This is a genomic window from Sorangium sp. So ce426 (assembly GCF_051475585.1).
GTDB lineage: Bacteria > Myxococcota_A > Polyangia > Polyangiales > Polyangiaceae > Sorangium > Sorangium cellulosum_B.
The window spans coordinates 3,921,748-3,939,167 of the sequence record NZ_CP150341.1; the positions used below are offsets into that span (position 1 = coordinate 3,921,748).

The window sequence follows — 17,420 nt, forward strand, 5'->3', positions numbered from 1 at the left end:
GGCGGCCTGGGCGAGCACTCACGCCGTCCAGCTCGCCGGCGCGGACCTTCGGCCAGGCCCGGATCGTACCGACGACACAAGGAGATCCCAGCTCATGGCACCTCACACGAACCCCATCGTCCTCACCGAATTTGACCGCGATCGCCTCGCGCGGCTGCTCGAGGCGCTGCGCGCGCGGCCCGGGGGAGACTCCCCGAACCTGGAGGCGCTCGAGATCGAGATCGAGCGCGCCGACGTCGTGAAGCCGGCGGACATCCCGCCGAACGTGGTCACCATGAACTCCAGGGTCGAGCTCCTCGATCTCGACACGGAGGAGCGGCTCTGCGTGACCGTCGTGTTTCCCGGGATCGCCGACGTGAAGAGCGGCCGCATCTCGGTGCTCGCGCCGATGGGGCTCGCGCTGCTCGGCTGTCGAGAGGCCGACGAGGTCGAGTGGCCCACGCCGAGCCGCACCCGGCGGCTCCGGATCGAGCGCATCGTCTATCAGCCCGAGGCGTCGGGTCGCTTCGATCTGTGAGCCTTCGGCGCGAACGGCCGGCATCGCCGGCGCATCGAGCGTCCTGAACGCGAAAGGCCCGACGCTGCTCATCGCAGCGCGGGCCTCCGCGGTCGTGTCGTCAGGTTCGAGGTGCCGGTCGCCGCGGGCCGCGGTCCCCCGCGCCTCGACGGCGGCTCAGCAGCCGCAGCAGCCGGGCGGACAGGTGCAAACCGGCGAGGCAAGGCCCGCCTGGAGCTCCGTGGGGACCTCCACCGTCAGGCGCGCAGGGCGCTCCTCGACGGTCTCCTGCTTCGACTCGACCTCGACCTCGACCTTGATCTGCTCGTTCATGGCGATTGCTCCGTGGATGGGTTGGTTATTTCATTCGGGGACTCGACGTCCCGCGAGGAGGGCTATTGCAGTGGCCGTGCCACGCCGTTTTCGGCGCGGGATCGGCCGCTTTGGCGCTGTATCGGCCGCGCTTGAGCAACCCCTTTCCCAATTGGGGAAATCCGTCTGGCATCGCCCTTCCCAGCCAGCCAGCTTCCGGTTCGCCGAGCACCGAAAACGCCGATCTGAGCCCGTCCCCTGAGCGGGTGAGCGCCGCTCGGCACGAAGCTCGCAACGCGTCCGCGGTGATGGACACGTCAATCATCCCCGAACTGCTCTCCTTCCGTGCGCCGTGGCTCGAAGAGAAGCTCGTCAAGGACCGGGTGGTCCCTTCCTGCGAGGAGGCGGCGCGGCTCCTCGACGAGGTAAAGAAATACCTCTTCCTCTGCGAGGCGAACCGGACCCGGCAAGTCCCCATGTTCTCCCGGAGGATCGACGAGGTCTGGCACCAGTTCGTCCTCTTCACCGAGGAGTACGCGGCCTTCGGACACCGCTTCTTCGGCGAGTTCGTCCACCACACCGCCAACACGGCTCCTCGCGGCCCCGGATCGCGCCCCGAGATGACCCGCGCCGAGTTTCGCGCCGCGTACGAGGCGCTCTTCGGACCCGTCGCCGCGGCGTGGAGCGACGAGCTCGCCGTGACGCCCGACACCCGGCTCATCCGCGTCACGTTCGGCCGCCCCATCTTCGTGCGGGTCGAGCAGGGGAGGGCGGAGCTCGTGTGGTCGCTGGAGCCGCCGCGCGTCCTCCTGCGCGTCGACGCGTGGGCGAAGGACGCGCTGCAGTTCATCGTCGACTGCGACCACTTCTATGTCCGCGAGCTCCCCGGCCTCGAGGACAGCGAGCGCGTGGCGCTCTGCCGTCCGCTCGTGAAGGGCGACTACCTCCGGGTCGCGCCATGAGGCTCGCCGAGCTCACCGCCCTCTTCGGGCGGCTCGATTTCCCGGGCCCCGAGGGCCGCGGCCGTCCGCCGCGCGATCACGTCCGCGCGGTCGAGGGCGCGGTCCGCGCCGGGCTCTCGGACGACGAGCTCCTGCTCGACCTCTTCGCGCTCGAGATCGAGCGTCGCGACGGCGCGCCGGATCTCGCGCCGTTCCACGTCCTCCCCGAGCTCGGCGTGCGCCTCGCGTTCGCGTACTGGCGGCCCGGGCGCGCGGCCGGCGCCCACGAGCACTCGGACTGGACGGTCACGGCGGTCGTCCACAACACGCTCGATGTCGCGACCTTCGACTGGGACGCGACGGCCCGCGCGCGGCGGCTCGTGCCGAAGCGGCTGTTCTCCGCGGAGGCCGGGCGGGTCGGTCACATCTACGGGCCGTGCATCCACGATCCGCGGAACCCGACGGGGAGCTGGTCCATCTCGCTGCACCTGTTCGGCCCTCACGACGGTCCGGTCATCGAGGCGCAGGTGGGCCCCATCGAGGGCCTGACCCCCATGGCGCCCCGGGCCGAGCCGGACGACGCGCTCTCGACGGCGCTCCTCGCGCATGAGCGGGAGTGTGTTCGCCGGGCGCAGATCGACGCCCTCGAGCGCCGGGGCCCGCAGGCCGCCGCGCTCCTCGCGCGCCTTCACGCCCGCGGTGACGCGGGGACCCGGCGGCGCGCCGCCCGGGCGCTCGGCCGGATCGAGGCCCTCGGCGCGAACACCGTCCTCGCGCGCCGCTGGCCGGGCGTGGATCTCGACGTGGCGCCCCGCGCTGGCCGCGCCGAGCTCGTCGCTCGCTGCGGCGGCCGCGCCCAGGTCCTGCTCCGCGTCGACGCGTGGGCCGGGCCCGCCCTCCGCGCGGTGTCGGCCGCCCGGGAGCTCCGCCCCAGCGACATCCCCGGCCTCGCGGAGGCGGAGCAGCTCGCGCTGGCCCACGCCCTCGTCGACTGGGGGACCTTTCAGCCCTTCGAAGCCCAGGAGAACTGACCCATGCAATCCACGCAGCTCACCCAGCCCGCGCAGCCCGTGCAACCAGACGTCGTGACGCCGAGCGCGCCCAGGCGGCCAGATCTCTTTGCCTACCGGGCGCCGTTCGTCATCAGCAAGCTGCTCATGAACAAGACCGTGGCCAGCGAGCGCGAGGCAGAGGCGCTGTTCCGGGAGCTCGTGCGTTATCTCTGGCTCGTCGACTCCGATCGCACCCGGGCTTACCCGATGTTCTCGCTGCGCGTCGACGAGGCCTGGCACCAGTTTGCTCTCTTTACAATCGAATATGCCGACTTCTGCCAGCGCTTCTTCGGGCGCTTCCTGCACCACGCGCCGAGCAACGCGCCCGTCACGCACGCCTGCCGCGAGGCGACGTGGGACGAGTTCGCGGCCGCGTACAGCGCGCATTACGGTGAGCCGCCGCCCGAGCTATGGAGCGACGCTGCTTCCGTCTGCGGCCCGCGCCGCGTGATCCGCGATCGCGAGGTGTCGGTCCGGCTGAGCGACGGCAAGGCGGAGCTCGTCGACGGCGACGCGCTTCTCGTCCGCGTCGACGCCTGGGGCGAGCCCGCGCTGCGCTTCATCGCCCGGCACGGCATCTTCTACGTGCGCGAGCTGCCCGGGCTCGACCTGGACGACCGGATCGCCCTCTGCCGGGCGCTCGTGGCGTCGCGGACGCTCCGCGTCGCCCCGTAGCCGGTGCGGCCGCGCTGCGACCGTCGCTACCGCGTGCCCACGCCCAGGAGGGCGGTCATCGAGAGCAGCTGAGGACCGTCGCCGAACCGCGCCCGCAGCCTGCCGAGGATCGCCTTGCCGAACGCTTCCCAGCGCTCCTCGCCCAGCTTGTCCCGCAGCAGCACGAGCGGCGCGTTCGTCCGGCAAACCGAGCGCCAGAACTCCTCGGTCGAGGGCGACTCGCGGGAGTGCTCCACCTCGCGCACCGAGACGTCTCGGAACCCGGCAGCCTCCATCTCGGCGCGGAACTCGTCTGGGTCCCCGAGCGGCGCCTTGCCCTCGCCGAAGGGCAGCCCGGGCAGCTCGGCGCCGATCCCCGAGAAGAGCTCGGCCAGGATGGGCGTCCTGTCCATCGGCGCCCAGCTCCCGACGACGGCGCGGCCGCCGGGACGCAGCACCCGGAGGAGCTCGCGGAAGCCACGGTCGCGGTCGGGGAAGAACATCAGCCCGAACATCGAGAACGCGGCGTCGAAGGACCCGTCCTCGAAGGGCAGCGCCATGCCGTCGCCGACGCGCGCTTCCACCGCGAGCCCCGCGCGCGCGGCGCGCTCGCGCAGCTGCTCGACCATCGCGGGCGCGAAATCGATCGCGGTCACGCGCGCCTCCCCGGCGGCGAGGAGGGACAGGGTGCCTGGCCCGGCGGCCACGTCGAGCACGCGGGCGCCCGGGCCGACGCCGGCGAGCCGGAGCGCGTCGGCGGCATACTTCTCGAAGTGAGGGACGATGTCGGCCGCGTAGTCGTCGGCGACCATGTTCCACGCGACAGGGGTGGCGAGGGGGCTCGGGGGCTGGGTCATCGGCGACGGTGCTACCACGTGTGCGCCGAGCGGATCCAGCGCAGGCGTCCTGGCGCGGCGTTCCCTTGGCCGGCGCTCACGCCCTCGGGGCGAGGCGACGACAACCGCGCGTTCGCGCGAGGGAGATGCCGTGATGCGGTGATGCGGTGATCACCGCGCCACCGTGCTCTCGCGCCGGTTCGCCATGCGCGCCTGCGCCAGCGCCTTCGGCACGCCTCTCGGGCCGGCGGGGCTCGCCGCTGCCTCCGACGAGCCCGGATCAGCGTCCGAGTCCGCGCCCTGCTCGTCATCCGCCTTGTCGGCGTCGGCCTCGGTCGCATCGTGGCGCGGCAGCACGGTCCTCGCGGTCGACACCAGCAGCACGCTGGTCAGCGCGACGACGCTCGCAGAACCGGCGACGAGCACCGCGATATGCATCATGGTGCGCTGGAGGAGGCTCCCTTCATTCAACTTCCGGAGGATCTTCAACATCGTGCTACCTGCCTCGTTCGCGAGCGCCCGCTCGCTGCCAGCGTCCCTGTGACACTCCTGCGAATGCGAGCGTCGTGCCAGCAGCCATCCGCTGGAAACAGCGCATGGATCGCGGTGCTTCTGGCGCCGCTCTGCCAAAGCTGACACGTCCGCCACCTGTACAATGGCTCATCCTGCCAAAATGACAATCCGTTCTTTGAGCGTCTGGCGCTGCGTCGCCGCGTCGCCGCGTCGCCGCATGCGCCGCGTTGCGCACCGAGCGCCGACCGCGCGCGCCGGCGACCGTGGCGACGGGAAGACATGCGTGTCTGACGTGCCTGCCGCGCCTTCCACGCTTTCGGGTCGCATCCTGTCCTGTCGATCTGACCAGCCTGGACGCGGACTCCGTCGCTTCGTCCACCACACCCGCCACACCACCACACGTGCGGGCTCTTCCGGCGGGGCGGGCCGTCGTCGCGCTGCCGTCGCGCCGTCGTCGCCGATCGCTGCCCCCTCCCGCGGGCGGCGGGGTAGAGATCGGGCCCATGCTGCTCACCCGCGCCGAAGCCACCGGATTCCGGGAGACCTCCCTGCACGCCGACGTCATGCGGTTCGTCCGCGCGCTCGAAGGCCGCAACGACCCGCGCTTGCACGTGACCACCTTCGGGACCAGCCCGGGCGGGCGGGAGCTGCCGCTGCTCGTACTGTCCAGGGACGGCGTGCGATCGCCGGACGAGGCCCGCCGCGCCGGGCGCCCCGTTGTGCTGATGCTCGACGGGATCCACCCCGGCGAGGTGGAGGGCAAGGAGGCGAGCCTCGCGCTCGTCCGCGATCTGCTCGACGGCCGCCACCCCGACTGGCTCGACGCGCTCGTGCTCCTCGTCGTTCCGCTGTTCAACGCGGATGGCAACGACGCGCTCGACCCGCGCAACCGCCGCCTCGACCTCCGGAAGCTCACCGGCCAGCCAGGTCCCGTCGTGGGCACCCGCACCCAGAGCCAGGGCATCAACCTGAACCGCGACTACCTCCGCCAGGCCGCGCCCGAGATGCGCCTGCTCCAGCAGCGCGTGTGCATCCCCTGGGCGCCCGATCTCACGATCGACAACCACGCGACCAACGGGTCGGTGCACCGGTTCCACATGACGGTCGACGTGCCGCACACCATCGAGTCCGGCCGCGCGGAGCCGATCGCGATGGTGCGCGACCGCCTGGTCCCCGACGTGATCGCAGCGGTCCGGCGGCGCGGCTTCGAGAGCGGCTGGTACGGCAACTTCGTCGAGGACGAGCGGGTCCTCGACGCGGACGGCGAGGTCGACCCGGCGTCGCCCGTCGGCCTCGGCTGGATGACCTACCCGCATCACCCGCGGTTCGGCTCGAACTACCGCGGGCTCACCGGGCGGCTCGACCTGCTGCTCGAGTGCACCAGCTATCTCCCGTTCGAGGAGCGCGTCCAGACCGCCTCGGCGTGGCAGATCGAGGCCCTCTCCTGGGTCGCCGCGCACGCCGACGCGGTCCGCGAGGTCGTGGCCGCGAGCGCCCGGCCGCCGGAGCGCGTCGCGGTCCGGTACCGCCTCGAGCCGACCGGGACCCCGATCGACATCCTGACGCGCAGCCCGCGGGCGTTCGACGGCGAGCCGGTCACCCTGCGGATCCCGCACCACGCGCGGTTCGTCGGGACCACGGTGGTGGATCGGCCGCGGGCCTACCTCGTGCCGCCGGCGATCGCCGAGGCCCTGCGCCGGCACGGGCTCCGCGTCGAGCCGGCCGGGGGCGTCCACGACGTCGAGGTCGCCCGGGTGGCGTCGCTCGGCGCCGAGGGGGGACGGGCGATCCTGGAGGCGGCCCGGGTCGGCGAGGTGTCGGTGCGGTGGCGCGAGGAGGCCCGGCGGGCCCCCGAAGGCTGGTTCCGGGTCGACACCGAGCAGCCGCTGGGCGCGATCGCCGTGTACCTGTGCGAGCCGGAGAGCGACGACGGGGCGGTCGAGAACGGCCTTGTGGAGGCGCCCGCCCTCGGGGACGAGCACCCGGCGTGGCGGGTCCGGTGAGCCCGGAGGGGTAGGGCGGTCAGGGCTTCCTGGCCGCCATCGCGAACGCGATCCCGTGCGAGAGGTCGCGGCGCGTGACGACGCTGCTGAGCTCCACCTCCAGGCCGATCAGCGCCTGAGCGACCTCGGGCCGGATGCCCGTCAACACCACCTCGGCGCCGAGCAGCCGCACCGCCTGGGCGATCCGCGCGAGCGCGCTCGCTGCCCGCGTATCGAACGCGGAGACGCCCGTGAGGTCGACGATGCATATCTGCGCTCCCTTGTCGGCGATCTTGCCGAGGAGCGTCTCCGCCAGCTGCTGCGAGCGGCGCTCGTCCAGCGTGCCGATGAGCGGCAGGACCAGCACCTCGTCGCAGATCGGGATGATCGGCGTCGAGAGCTCGCGAAGGGCGGCAGACTGCACGCGCAGCCGCTCCTGGAGCTCCTTCTGCTTGGTGATGACCTCGGTGAACATCATGATCCCGCCGATCTGGCCGCGCTCGTCGTGCCACGGGAAGACCTGCCAGCGCACCCACTCGATGCGCCCGTCGGTCCGCTGGAACGGGTCTTCCTCGTGGCGCTCGCTCGCCCCTGCGAGGCAGCGCGCATGGATGTCCTTCCATCGCTGCGGGATCTCGGGGAAGACCTCGTAGTGCGAGAGGCCGATGATCTCGCGCGGCGAGAGGCCATAGTCATCGAGCCAGCGCCTGCTCGTCAGCAGGTAACGCATGTCGCGGTCGAACAGCGCGACCGCCGCCGGCATGTAGCTCGTCAGGAGTCGCACGTAGTCTTCGAGCCGCTCCACCCCCGCGTCGCGACGGATCCTGTCCTTCTCGAGCTCGCTCACGCGCAGGCGCAGCCGCTCGAGTTCCGCGACGAGCTCGTCGTGATCCCGTCCCTGCATGTCGCACGCTCCCCCCTGTGTTGCCCCGGGCGCGCTGGCGCGCTGGCGCTCTCGCGCGTCGTCGCGAGTGTATAACAACACCGGCCCACGCCCGCAGCCTGTGTCGCGCGTCTGCGGCGTCGCGCGGCGCAGCTCTTGCCGCCGCCCCGCTTCGCGGCGCAAGCTGCGCGCATGGCGCCCCCCTCGACACCGCCGGCCCCTGCAGCCTCGACCGGCCTTCCGATCCTGCGAGAGCCCATGAAGGACCAGATTCCCGGGTTTCTGTTCATCGACCACATCGCCATGGCGGTGCCCGCCGGGCAGCTCGACGCGCAGGTGAAGGCGTACGAGATGCTCGGCTTCCGCGAGGTGCACCGGGAGGAGGTGCGGGGCACGGATCTGGTCCGCGAGGTGATGCTCCGCATCGGCGACAGCGACAACCACGTCCAGCTCCTCGAGCCGCTCTCTCCCGAGTCTCCCGTCCAGAAGCTCATCGAGAAGAACGGCGGTCGCGGGGGCTTCGCCCACGTCGCCTACCGGGTCAGCGACGTCCAGGCCGCCTTCGACGAGCTCAAGGCGCGCGGCTTCCGCATCATCGACGCGGCGCCGCGGCCGGGCTCCCGGGGCACGACGATCTTCTTCGTGCACCCCCGATCGCGCGATGACGCGCCGTTCGGTCACCTCATCGAGGTCGTGCAGTCCCATGGATGACAGGCTCTTCGCCGACTTCGCGCCGGTCGCGCTCGCGACGTGGAAGCAGGCGCTCCACCGGGATCTCAAGGGCAAGACCGCGGACGACCTCTCCTGGGCGAGCGCCGAGGGGCTCCTCGTGCCGCCGATCTTCGCGCCGGACAGCCCCCCGCTCCCGCCGGCCACGGGCGGCCCGCTCGTGGCGTCGCTTGTCGCCGAGCTCCGGAGCGGCGCGCCGGAGCTGCGCTTCACGATGGGATGCAGCTACTTCCTGGAGATCGCCCGCCTCTCTGCCGCGCGCCTCCTGGCCGAGCGCCTGCGGCCGGGCGCCACGATCACCGCCGTCATCCCGTCGGCCGCGGTCCCTGGCGACGAGGAGCACAAGAACCTCCTCCGCGGCATCGTCGGGATGATGGCGGCCATCGCGGGCGGCGCGGACGACATCGTCGTCACGCCGCCCGAGCGCCTGCTCGGCAACGCCCGGGTCATCCTCCGCGAGGAGGCCCGCTTCGACGCGCGAGACAGCCCTGCGGCCGGCTGCTGGACCATCGAGCAGCTCGCGCGGAGCCTCGCGCGCGCGGCGCTGCGGCAGCTCGGCGACACGACGGAGATCCCGGAGCCGGCCGCGGCCCCGTCGGACGTCGCGTCGCTCGAGCACCTCGGCTTCTCCGCCGGCGCGCCGCCGTTCCTGCGCGGGCCGTATACCAGCATGTACGTGGTCCGCCCGTGGACCGTCCGCCAGTACGCCGGGTACTCCACGGCCGAGGAGTCGAACGCGTTCTACCGCCGCAACCTGGCCGCCGGGCAGACCGGGCTCTCGGTGGCCTTCGACCTCGCGACCCACCGCGGCTACGACTCGGATCACCCGCGCGTGGTCGGCGACGTGGGGAAGGCCGGCGTGGCCATCGACACCGTCGAGGACATGAAGATCCTCTTCGACCAGATACCGCTCGATACGATGAGCGTGTCGATGACCATGAACGGCGCCGTGCTCCCCGTCATGGCGTTCTACATCGTCGCCGCCGAGGAGCAGGGCGTGCGCCCCGAGCTGCTCTCCGGGACCATCCAGAACGACATCCTCAAGGAGTTCATGGTCCGGAACACCTATATCTACCCTCCGGCGCCGTCGATGAGGATCGTCGCCGACATCTTCCGTTACACCGCCGAGAAGACACCCAGGTTCAACTCGATCAGCATCAGCGGCTATCACATGCAGGAGGCCGGCGCGACCGCCGAGCTGGAGCTCGCGTACACGCTCGCCGATGGCCTCGAGTACCTGCGCACCGGGATCGCGTCGGGCATGGATATCGACGATTTCGCCGGGCGGTTCTCGTTCTTCTTCGGCATCGGCATGGACCATTTCACCGAGATCGCCAAGCTGCGGGCCGCGCGGCTCCTGTGGGCGAAGATCGTGAAGGGGTTCCACCCGAAGAACCCGAAGACGATGGCGCTCAGGACCCACTGCCAGACGTCGGGCTGGAGCCTCACCGAGCAGGACCCGTTCAACAACGTCACGCGCACGGCCATCGAGGCGCTCGCGGCCGTGCTCGGCGGCACGCAGTCGCTGCACACGAACGCCCTGGACGAGGCGCTGGCGCTCCCCTCGGACTTCTCGGCGAAGATCGCGCGCGACACCCAGCTCTTCTTGCAGCGGGAGACCGATGTCTGCCGGGTCATCGACCCGTGGGGCGGCTCCTACCACGTCGAGCGCCTGACGGACCGGCTTGCGCGGAGAGCGTGGCAGTTCATCCAGGAGGTGGAGTCGCTGGGCGGCATGGTCAAGGCCATCGAGAACGGCCTGCCCAAGCTGCGCATCGAGGAGGCCGCGGCCCGCAAGCAGGCCCGGATCGACGCGGGCCGCGACATCATCGTCGGGGTCAACGCGTTCAGGCTGGAGAGAGAGGCGCCGATCGCGCTCCGCGAGGTGGACAACACCGCGGTTCGCGAGAGCCAGCTCGCGCGGCTGCGCGAGGTGAAGGCCGCCCGCGCGGAGGCTGCTGTCGGCGAGTCGCTCGCAGCGCTCACCCGCGCTGCCGAGACGGGCGAGGGGAACCTGCTTGCGCTCGCCGTCGACGCCGCGCGCCGCCGCGCGACGCTCGGCGAGATCTCCGGCGCGCTCGAGCGCGTCTTCGGCCGCTACGAGGCCCCGGTGCGCACGGTGAGCGGCGTGTACGGCGCGGAGATCCGCGATGCGGGCGCTGGCCGCGAGGTGGAGGCGCTCGTCCGCGAGTTCGCGGCCCTCGAGGGCCGGCGCCCGCGCATCCTGGTCGCCAAGATGGGTCAAGACGGGCACGACAGGGGGATGAAGGTCATCGCCACCGCCTTTGCGGATCTCGGGTTCGACGTCGATATCGGCCCGCTCTTCCAGACCCCGGACGAGGTGGCGCGCCACGCCGTCGAGAACGACGTGCACGTGGTCGGGGTCTCCTCGCTCGCTGGCGGCCACAAGACGCTGGTGCCGCAGCTCATCGACGCGCTCGGGCAGGCGGGCCGCGGGGACATCCTCGTGGTGGCGGGCGGCGTGATCCCGCCGCAGGACTACCGGTATCTGGAGGAGCGCGGCGTGGCGGGGATCTTCGGGCCCGGGACGGTCATCCCCGAGGCCGCGGCGCGGATCGTCCGGACGCTCCTCGGGAGCCTCTCGTCGCAGGAGGCGCGCTAGGTTGAAGGCGAGCCCGAGGCAGCTCGCCGACGGTCTCCTCGCGGGCGACCGGGCGGCGCTCGCGCGCGCGATCACGCTGGCCGAGAGCTCGCTCCCCCGCCACCAGGAGCTCGCCGAGGAGGTCCTGGAGCGCTGCCTGCCGCACGCCGGCGGCGCGACGCGCCTCGGCATCACCGGCGTGCCCGGGGTCGGCAAGAGCACGTTCGTCGACGCCCTCGGCGTCCACCTCGTGCGCGATCGCGAGGAGGCGGTCGCCGTGCTCGCGGTCGACCCGAGCAGCCCTGTCCATGGCGGGAGCATCCTCGGCGACAAGACGCGGATGCCGCGGCTGGCGAGCGATCCGCGGGCCTTCATCCGCCCCTCGCCGTCGGGCGGCTCGCTCGGCGGCGTGGCGCGGGCCACGCGCCAGGCCATCCTGCTCTGCGAGGCGGCCGGATACCGCAACATCCTTGTCGAGACGGTCGGTGTCGGGCAATCCGAGGTCGCCGTCGCCGACATGACGGATTGTTTCCTGCTCCTCATGCTGCCCGGGGCCGGCGACGAGCTGCAAGGCGTGAAGCGGGGCATCATGGAGCTCGTCGATCTCGTGATCATCAACAAGGCCGACGGCGGGAACGTCGACAGGGCCGCGCGAGCGCGCCGCGATTACGAGAGCGCATTGCACCTGTTCCCGCCGGCGCCTCACGGCTGGGCGCCCGTCGCCTCCGTCTGCTCGGCCCAGGAGGGCCGCGGCGTCCGCGAGGCGTGGGAGAGCGTGCTGCGCCACCGCGCGCACATGCAGGAGAGCGGCTGGCTGCATCGCCGCCGCGCGGGGCAGGCGCGCCGCTGGCTGTTCGAGCTCATCGAGGGGCACCTGCGGGAGGCGTTTCTGCGCAGCGCTGCCGTGCGCGAGCGTCTGTCCGGCGTGGAGGCGCTCGTCGAGGCGGGGTCGCTCAGCCCGCTGCGCGCGGCGCGGCAGCTGCTGGAGGCCTGGGATCCGGCCGGGAAGGGGTGACGGCGGGCCGGTTGCAGCCCCGGGGCGTGCGGCGTCCGCCCGCTGGGCCGTCTGCCTCGCGCCGGCGGGCGGGGGCCGAACGCAGTGAGCGCCGCGGCGTCACTGGCTCTCCATGATCGCGCTGTGCTTGCGGCTGTAGCCGAAACAGATCGCGAGCCCGAGGAGGAGCCAGGCGCCGAGGCGCAGCCAGTTCTCGGTGGGCAGCGAGAACATGAGGAGGAGACAGATCACGATCCCGAGGATCGGAGTGAGCGGATAGAGCGGCACCCGGAACGGGCGTGGCGCGTCCGGCGCCGTCCGGCGCATGATCTGGACCGCCGCGCATACGAACAGGAACGCGAGGAGCGTCCCGATGTTGACGAGCTCCGCCAGGATCCGCAGCGGGAGGAGCGCCGAGAGGGTGGCGACCACAAACCCGGTGAGGAGGGTGGACTTCCACGGCGTCTTGAAGACCGGTCTCCCCCCTTGCCGATCTCGCCGAGTATCGTGCGACCGAAGAGGCTGAGCCCCCCGAGCCCGAGAGGATGGCCGGGAGATCGAGGATCGCCCTTGTGGACACCAGCTCGCCGAGCGCCGGATCGTAGTCGAACGGCGCGCTCCTGAGCTCTCTTGGCAGCTCTACCCCGAAGATCCCGATCAAGTCCTGGGCATCGTGGGACCACCCGTGCGCCACGGCGGCGGCGCCGACGGCGTACTCCAGGACGAGATCCCACCCGATGATCCACGCCGGCAGTTCGCCGAGCGTCGCGTACGTATAGGCCGAGCCCGCCACCGGCACCATCGCGGACGAATAGCCGGCTCCCCATGGCCTTCGGTACGCAGGCTCTGCGGCCCGACCCGCGGCACGTCACGCCGGAGACTCGTCCGCGGGTAGAGGCTCTGCCGGACGCGGTCTCAGCCCCTCCATGAGCAGGCCGCTGACGAGGTTCGCGAGCTGCGCCGCCTCGACGGGCCGGTCGTATCGTCCGAGCTGCCCCTGCGTCAGGAGCACGGCAAGCCCGTGCATGCTCGACCACAGCACGAGGGCGAGCTGCATCGGATCGCCCCCGCGCAGGATCCCCGCGGCCTGCCCTTCGGCGATGGCATCCATCGTCGCTCGATGGCTCTCGGCGCGCGCCCGCAAGAGCTCCGGGGCGCTCTCCTTCACCGTGGCATAAGGCGCCATCATCACGCGGAACGCCGCCGGGCGCTCGACCGCGAAGGCGACGTAGGCCTCCGCGATCGCACGGAGCCGCGCGATCGGGTCCGCGCCGGCGGCCGCCACGCGCGGCGTCAGGAGCTCCCCGAAGGCGCGGAAGCCTTCGAGCGCGACCGCCGCCAGGAGCTCCTCCTTCGTCTCGAAGTGGCGGTACGGAGCGCGGGGGCTGACGCCGAGCTCGCGGCCCAGCGCGCGTAAAGAGAGGTCCTCCGCCCGCTGGTGCTGGAGCGCGCGCAGGGCGGCGTCGACCAGCGCTTTCCGGAGGTCGCCATGATGGTAAGTGCCGCCTTTCTTCCTCCTCACGCTGGACATTTTTCTCCTGGAGTATACAGTGAATACATGTCGAATCCGGACACGGTGCCTTTCCACCTGGCCGGCGCCTTCGCTCCCGTGCACGAGGAGCGAACCGACGTCGAGCTCGAAGTCATCGGCGAGATCCCGGCGGACCTCCGCGGCACGTACGTGCGCAACGGGCCGAATCCTCGGGCCGGTCGGTCGCCGGCGTGGTTCGCCGGAGAAGGGATGCTCCACGGCGTACGCCTGGAGGGCGGCCGTGCGCGCTGGTACCGGAACCGGTGGATCGCAGGCGCCCATCCGCCGAACACGAGCGTGGTCCGCCACGCCGGGCGGATCCTCGCGCTCGTCGAGACGCGGTCGCCGGTGGAGGTGACCGCCGAGCTCGAGACCGTGGGGCCCCACGACTTCGGCGGAGCGCTCGGCGGTGCGATGACGGCTCACCCGAAGATCTGCCCGCGCACCGGCGAACTCCTGTTTTTCTCCAATGGGCCCTCGCGTCCGCACCTCACGTACTACCGCGCAGACGCGGCCGGCCGCGTCGTGCATCGCGCGGCGATCGACGTCCCTGCGATGACGTTCATGCACGATTTCGCGATCACCGAGCGGTATGTCATCTTCTATGTCCTTCCCGTGCTCCTCGGGGACGTGCGATCTCCGGTGCCCATCCGGTGGGACGACGACTTCCCCGCGCGCTTCGGCGTCCTGCCCCGCGACGGCGGCGATGAGGACATGCGGTGGTTCGATGTCGCGCCGTGCACGATCAGCCACACGGTCAACGCCTTCGAGGAAGGCGATACCATCGTGCTCGACGCGGTGCGCGCCCCGCGCATCATGACGCCGCACGCGCTCCACCGGTTCACGTTCGACCTCTCGAGCGGCCGCGCCGCGGAGACGGCGCTGGATCCTCGGTTCCTCGACTTCCCGCGCGTGCACCCGGCGGTCGTCGGCGCCCGCCATCGCCGAGCGTACACGATAGAGCTCTGCGACTTCGGCGCCGACGGCAGCTTCTCGCGGACGATCGCGCGCCAGCACGATCTCGAGACCGGCGCCGCGGTCGTCCACGATTTCGGGGACGACGCGATGCCAGGCGAGTGCGTCGTCGCGCCGCGGCCGGGCAGCGACGCGGAGGACGATGCCTGGGTGATCCTGTTCGTCCACCGCCGCGACGGCTCCGCGACCGAGCTCGTTGTCCTCGACGTGTCGAGGTTCGCGTCGCCGCCCGTCGCCCGCGTCCGCCTGCCGCGCCGCGTCCCGCTGGGGCTCCACGGCGAGTGGCTGCCAGATTAGGCCTTACGATAAAACGCATCATGGCGGTGCTCTGCACACCCTGATCGGCTGAGCACGGTCGCGCCGAGCCTGGCGCTCCTGGGCTGTGGCGCTGGCGACGACGATCGCAGCAGCAGCGGTGACGCGGTACAAGGGGGGCCTCCCATGCGTGACGTCTGCTGGCGCTGCCGGCGCCCCCGTCCGGTCTGCTATTGCGCGCTCCTGCCCTCCTTGCCGACGAGGACCCGGGTCGTGCTCCTCCAGCACCCGCGCGAGCGGCGGGTGGGCATCGGCACGGCGCGCATGGCCCACCTGGCGCTGCCCAACTCCGAGCTGCACGAGGGGGTGGTCTTCGAGGACGACGCCCGGATCGCCGCCCTCGCGAGCGATCCGACCACGGCCTTGCTCTTCCCCGGGGGCGACGCGCCCGCGGAGGGCGGGGCGCCGGTGCGCTCGCTCATCGTGGTCGACGGCACGTGGTGGCAGGCGAGGAAGATGCTCGCGCTGAACCCGCGCCTGGCCTCGGTGCGGCGCATCGGCGTGACGCCCCGCGCGCCGGGCAACTACCGCATCCGCAAGGAGCCCCGGCCCGAGTGCCTCGCCACGGTCGAGGCGGTGGCCAGCGCGCTCGGCGCGCTCGAGGGCGAGGCCGCGCGCTTCGACGAGATGCTCCGGGCCTTCACGTTCATGGTCGACCGGCAGATCGAGCACCAGGCGAGGAACAACGCCCCGCGACGGCGGCGCGCGCCGCCGGCCTCGCCGCTCGCGCCGCTGCGCCCCTACCTCGCCGAGCCGGCGAGGGTGGTGCTCGTCGACGGCGGGGCCAGCTCCGGGTGGCCGGCGGGCGACGGCGCGGCCGAGCCGACGTCCGAGCTCGTGCACCTCGTGGCCTGCCGCGCGTCGGGCGAGCGCTTCGAGGCGTTCCTCCGCCCGCGGCGGCCGCTGGGCCCGAGCGTCGCGCACCAGCTCGAGGTGCCCGAGGACCGCCTGCGGGGCGGCGAGGACGCGAGCACCGCTCTGACCCGGTTCCGCGCGTTCGTCGGCGATGGCGGCGTGCTGGGCGCCTGGGGCACCTTCACCCTGGACCTGCTCGCGCAGGAGGGCCTCGGGCGCCCGCCCTCCCTCGACCTGCGCGACCTCTGCGCGCGGCACCTGCGCCGGCGGCCCGGCGGCATCGCCAACGGCGCGCGGGCGCTCCTGGCCGCGGAGCCCGCGGCGCGCGGCAGCGGGCGCGCCGGGCGCACGGTGGGGTGGCTCGAGGTCGTCCTCGCGCGCCTCCTCGACCTCGCGGGCGAAGACGACGTTGCCGCGCGGGGCGCCGCATGAGATTCTCCGTCCGTGCATTCCATCCGGTTCCGCTGAGTCCGGCATCCTCGTCCTCCCCCTTGTCCCGGCGCTGCCGGGGCACGCGGCGAGCGCGCGGGTGCCTGTCCGTGCCCTGTCTTCCTCCGAGCTCGCTCGAAACGTGGAAGACCGGGGCGCGTCGACTCACGCCCGGGAGCCTGGATGGAGCACGCCACGCGCATCGGTCGTGAGCTCGCGCCGCGAGTCTTCCCCCCATTGCGCGCTCCGCCGCCCTGCCGGCGGCGCGCCCAGAGGTTCGCGATCATGACCGAACGCCAAGACACCTCCACCACTTCTTCCTCCTTTGCGCCCATCGACTCCGTCGGCGCGCTCCTCGATGCGGCGCGCCGCGAGGGGCTCCGTCTCGTCACATCCCACGCCGACTTCGACCGGAGCGGGCTCGCCTTTCTCGTCGTGCACGCCCACGACGAGGAGGGCGTGCCGTGGGTCGTGCGCACGCCGCGCCGCCCCGCGGAGGTCGCGTCGGCCCGCGTCGAGGCGCGCGTGCTGGCCCTGGTAGGCCCGCGCTTGCCGGTGGCCGTGCCGGACTGGCGCGTTCACACCGACCACGTGATCGCCTATCCGCGCCTCGGCGACGTGCCCGCCGTCTCCTTCGATCCCGAGGCGGGCCCGCGCTGGAGCCGCGTCGATCCGGCGGCGCCGTCCGAGGTGTTCATCGCGTCGATGGCAGAGGCCCTCGCGGCGCTCCAGCGCATCGACGCGGCGGCGGCCCGCTCGGCGGGCGTGCCCGTGAAGTCCATCGACGACGCGCGAGAGCTCCACGCGCGGGCCATGGACGCGACGCGCGCCGCGCTGGCGCCGCCGGACGCGCTGTGGGCCCGGTGGCAGCGCTGGCTCGAGAACGACGCGATCTGGCCGCGCCACCTCGCCCTCGTGCACGGCGATCTCCACCCAGGCCACATGCTCCTCGACGAGGGCGGCCGGCTCACGGGGATCCTGGACTGGACCGAGGCCCACATCGGCGATCCCTCGGTCGACTTCGCGCTCTTCGTCGGCGCCTTCGGCAAGGCCGCGCTCGACGCGTGCATCGCGCGCTTCGAGACGGCCGGCGGCGCGACGTGGCCGGGCCTCGCGGCCCACGCCTGCGAGCGCTGGGCGGCGTTCCCCGCGATCGCGGCGAAGTGGGGCGTCGAGTCCGGCGACGAGGGCGTGATCGCCCACGCGCGCAACCTGCTCGCAGGGATCGTGGCCGAGAGCGGGTGAGCGCCGGCTCGTCACACCCATCAGCCATCGTCATGATGCGTTGCGTTGTGAGCCCGCGCATGTTCAGCAGCGGCAG

17 protein-coding genes are annotated in these 17,420 nt (G+C 72.2%); 11 read left to right on the top strand and 6 right to left on the bottom strand.

All coding sequences use genetic code 11. From position 1 onward, the window contains the following. Positions 1 to 94: 94 nt before the first annotated feature. Positions 95 to 517, top strand: coding sequence for a nucleoside diphosphate kinase regulator (gene rnk / locus WMF44_RS14730; protein ID WP_437299749.1), 423 nt, complete (start codon positions 95 to 97; stop codon positions 515 to 517). 156 nt (positions 518 to 673) lie between these two features. On the opposite strand, the gene WMF44_RS14735 is transcribed toward rnk, so the two are convergent. Continuing rightward, complete coding sequence (locus tag WMF44_RS14735; RefSeq protein WP_437299750.1) at positions 674 to 829, bottom strand: hypothetical protein; 156 nt, start codon at positions 827 to 829, stop codon at positions 674 to 676. Positions 830 to 1,116: 287 nt separating this feature from the next. Between WMF44_RS14735 and WMF44_RS14740 the strand changes: the two genes are divergently transcribed. Genes WMF44_RS14740 through WMF44_RS14750 form a run of 3 tightly spaced genes read left to right on the top strand, consistent with a single transcriptional unit; the run spans position 1,117 to position 3,476 of the window. After that, entirely contained in the window at positions 1,117 to 1,770 is a 654-nt protein-coding gene (locus WMF44_RS14740) for a hypothetical protein (RefSeq protein ID WP_437299751.1), read from the top strand. Further along, positions 1,767 to 2,780 (top strand): hypothetical protein, encoded by a 1,014-nt coding sequence (locus WMF44_RS14745; protein ID WP_437299752.1) that lies wholly within the window; start codon positions 1,767 to 1,769, stop codon positions 2,778 to 2,780. Before WMF44_RS14740 ends, WMF44_RS14745 begins: the two co-directional genes overlap by 4 nt. Before the next feature lie 3 nt (positions 2,781 to 2,783). Continuing rightward, entirely contained in the window at positions 2,784 to 3,476 is a 693-nt protein-coding gene (locus WMF44_RS14750; RefSeq protein ID WP_437299753.1) for a glycine-rich domain-containing protein, read from the top strand. A gap of 26 nt (positions 3,477 to 3,502) precedes the next feature. On the opposite strand, the gene WMF44_RS14755 is transcribed toward WMF44_RS14750, so the two are convergent. After that, complete coding sequence (locus WMF44_RS14755) at positions 3,503 to 4,312, bottom strand: class I SAM-dependent methyltransferase (RefSeq protein ID WP_437299754.1); 810 nt, start codon at positions 4,310 to 4,312, stop codon at positions 3,503 to 3,505. A gap of 150 nt (positions 4,313 to 4,462) precedes the next feature. Then, positions 4,463 to 4,783, bottom strand: coding sequence for a hypothetical protein (locus tag WMF44_RS14760; RefSeq protein WP_437299755.1), 321 nt, complete (start codon positions 4,781 to 4,783; stop codon positions 4,463 to 4,465). A gap of 524 nt (positions 4,784 to 5,307) precedes the next feature. Between WMF44_RS14760 and WMF44_RS14765 the strand changes: the two genes are divergently transcribed. Then, positions 5,308 to 6,807: a M14 family metallopeptidase gene (locus WMF44_RS14765; protein ID WP_437299756.1), complete on the top strand. Its 1,500-nt coding sequence runs from the start codon at positions 5,308 to 5,310 to the stop codon at positions 6,805 to 6,807. 19 nt (positions 6,808 to 6,826) lie between these two features. On the opposite strand, the gene WMF44_RS14770 is transcribed toward WMF44_RS14765, so the two are convergent. After that, positions 6,827 to 7,690: a PAS domain-containing protein gene (locus tag WMF44_RS14770; protein WP_437299757.1), complete on the bottom strand. Its 864-nt coding sequence runs from the start codon at positions 7,688 to 7,690 to the stop codon at positions 6,827 to 6,829. A 237-nt stretch (positions 7,691 to 7,927) separates the two neighbouring features. Here WMF44_RS14770 and WMF44_RS14775 point away from each other — a divergent pair, with 237 nt between their 5' ends. The 3 genes from WMF44_RS14775 to meaB are packed head-to-tail and all read left to right on the top strand — an operon-like array spanning position 7,928 to position 12,015. Then, positions 7,928 to 8,380 carry a VOC family protein gene (locus tag WMF44_RS14775; protein ID WP_437299758.1) on the top strand — a complete coding sequence of 151 codons (453 nt, stop codon included), beginning with the start codon at positions 7,928 to 7,930 and terminating at the stop codon, positions 8,378 to 8,380. Further along, on the top strand, positions 8,373 to 11,021 hold the full coding sequence (scpA, locus tag WMF44_RS14780; protein WP_437299759.1) for a methylmalonyl-CoA mutase: 2,649 nt from the start codon (positions 8,373 to 8,375) through the stop codon (positions 11,019 to 11,021). The genes WMF44_RS14775 and scpA overlap by 8 nt, the downstream gene beginning before the upstream one ends. Before the next feature lies 1 nt (position 11,022). Next, positions 11,023 to 12,015, top strand: coding sequence for a methylmalonyl Co-A mutase-associated GTPase MeaB (meaB, locus tag WMF44_RS14785; RefSeq protein ID WP_437299760.1), 993 nt, complete (start codon positions 11,023 to 11,025; stop codon positions 12,013 to 12,015). A gap of 99 nt (positions 12,016 to 12,114) precedes the next feature. On the opposite strand, the gene WMF44_RS14790 is transcribed toward meaB, so the two are convergent. Next, positions 12,115 to 12,426, bottom strand: a complete 312-nt coding sequence (locus tag WMF44_RS14790; RefSeq protein WP_437299761.1) for an amino acid permease C-terminal domain-containing protein — start codon at positions 12,424 to 12,426, stop codon at positions 12,115 to 12,117. Positions 12,427 to 12,862: 436 nt separating this feature from the next. Continuing rightward, positions 12,863 to 13,516: a TetR/AcrR family transcriptional regulator gene (locus tag WMF44_RS14795; protein WP_437299762.1), complete on the bottom strand. Its 654-nt coding sequence runs from the start codon at positions 13,514 to 13,516 to the stop codon at positions 12,863 to 12,865. Between the two features lie 36 nt (positions 13,517 to 13,552). Here WMF44_RS14795 and WMF44_RS14800 point away from each other — a divergent pair, with 36 nt between their 5' ends. The 3 genes from WMF44_RS14800 to WMF44_RS14810 all read left to right on the top strand — a co-directional run bounded on the left by WMF44_RS14800 (position 13,553) and on the right by WMF44_RS14810 (position 17,344). Then, positions 13,553 to 14,797: a carotenoid oxygenase family protein gene (locus tag WMF44_RS14800; RefSeq protein ID WP_437299763.1), complete on the top strand. Its 1,245-nt coding sequence runs from the start codon at positions 13,553 to 13,555 to the stop codon at positions 14,795 to 14,797. A gap of 144 nt (positions 14,798 to 14,941) precedes the next feature. After that, positions 14,942 to 16,102, top strand: a complete 1,161-nt coding sequence (locus tag WMF44_RS14805) for a DTW domain-containing protein (protein ID WP_437299764.1) — start codon at positions 14,942 to 14,944, stop codon at positions 16,100 to 16,102. A 282-nt stretch (positions 16,103 to 16,384) separates the two neighbouring features. After that, positions 16,385 to 17,344, top strand: coding sequence for a macrolide 2'-phosphotransferase (locus WMF44_RS14810; RefSeq protein ID WP_437299765.1), 960 nt, complete (start codon positions 16,385 to 16,387; stop codon positions 17,342 to 17,344). Positions 17,345 to 17,420: the final 76 nt, after the last annotated feature.

What these genes read in the sequence shown, in the direction of transcription:
- WMF44_RS14805 (WP_437299764.1), top strand. Translation starts at nt 14,942, where the DNA reads ATGCGTGACGTCTGCTGGCGCTGCCGGCGCCCCCGTCCGGTCTGCTAT.
- WMF44_RS14770 (WP_437299757.1), bottom strand. Translation starts at nt 7,690, where the DNA reads ATGCAGGGACGGGATCACGACGAGCTCGTCGCGGAACTCGAGCGGCTG.
- WMF44_RS14735 (WP_437299750.1), bottom strand. Translation starts at nt 829, where the DNA reads ATGAACGAGCAGATCAAGGTCGAGGTCGAGGTCGAGTCGAAGCAGGAG.
- WMF44_RS14775 (WP_437299758.1), top strand. Translation starts at nt 7,928, where the DNA reads ATGAAGGACCAGATTCCCGGGTTTCTGTTCATCGACCACATCGCCATG.
- WMF44_RS14810 (WP_437299765.1), top strand. Translation starts at nt 16,385, where the DNA reads ATGACCGAACGCCAAGACACCTCCACCACTTCTTCCTCCTTTGCGCCC.
- WMF44_RS14745 (WP_437299752.1), top strand. Translation starts at nt 1,767, where the DNA reads ATGAGGCTCGCCGAGCTCACCGCCCTCTTCGGGCGGCTCGATTTCCCG.
- WMF44_RS14740 (WP_437299751.1), top strand. Translation starts at nt 1,117, where the DNA reads ATGGACACGTCAATCATCCCCGAACTGCTCTCCTTCCGTGCGCCGTGG.
- WMF44_RS14765 (WP_437299756.1), top strand. Translation starts at nt 5,308, where the DNA reads ATGCTGCTCACCCGCGCCGAAGCCACCGGATTCCGGGAGACCTCCCTG.
- WMF44_RS14755 (WP_437299754.1), bottom strand. Translation starts at nt 4,312, where the DNA reads ATGACCCAGCCCCCGAGCCCCCTCGCCACCCCTGTCGCGTGGAACATG.
- WMF44_RS14760 (WP_437299755.1), bottom strand. Translation starts at nt 4,783, where the DNA reads ATGTTGAAGATCCTCCGGAAGTTGAATGAAGGGAGCCTCCTCCAGCGC.
- scpA (WP_437299759.1), top strand. Translation starts at nt 8,373, where the DNA reads ATGGATGACAGGCTCTTCGCCGACTTCGCGCCGGTCGCGCTCGCGACG.
- WMF44_RS14750 (WP_437299753.1), top strand. Translation starts at nt 2,784, where the DNA reads ATGCAATCCACGCAGCTCACCCAGCCCGCGCAGCCCGTGCAACCAGAC.
- WMF44_RS14800 (WP_437299763.1), top strand. Translation starts at nt 13,553, where the DNA reads ATGTCGAATCCGGACACGGTGCCTTTCCACCTGGCCGGCGCCTTCGCT.
- rnk (WP_437299749.1), top strand. Translation starts at nt 95, where the DNA reads ATGGCACCTCACACGAACCCCATCGTCCTCACCGAATTTGACCGCGAT.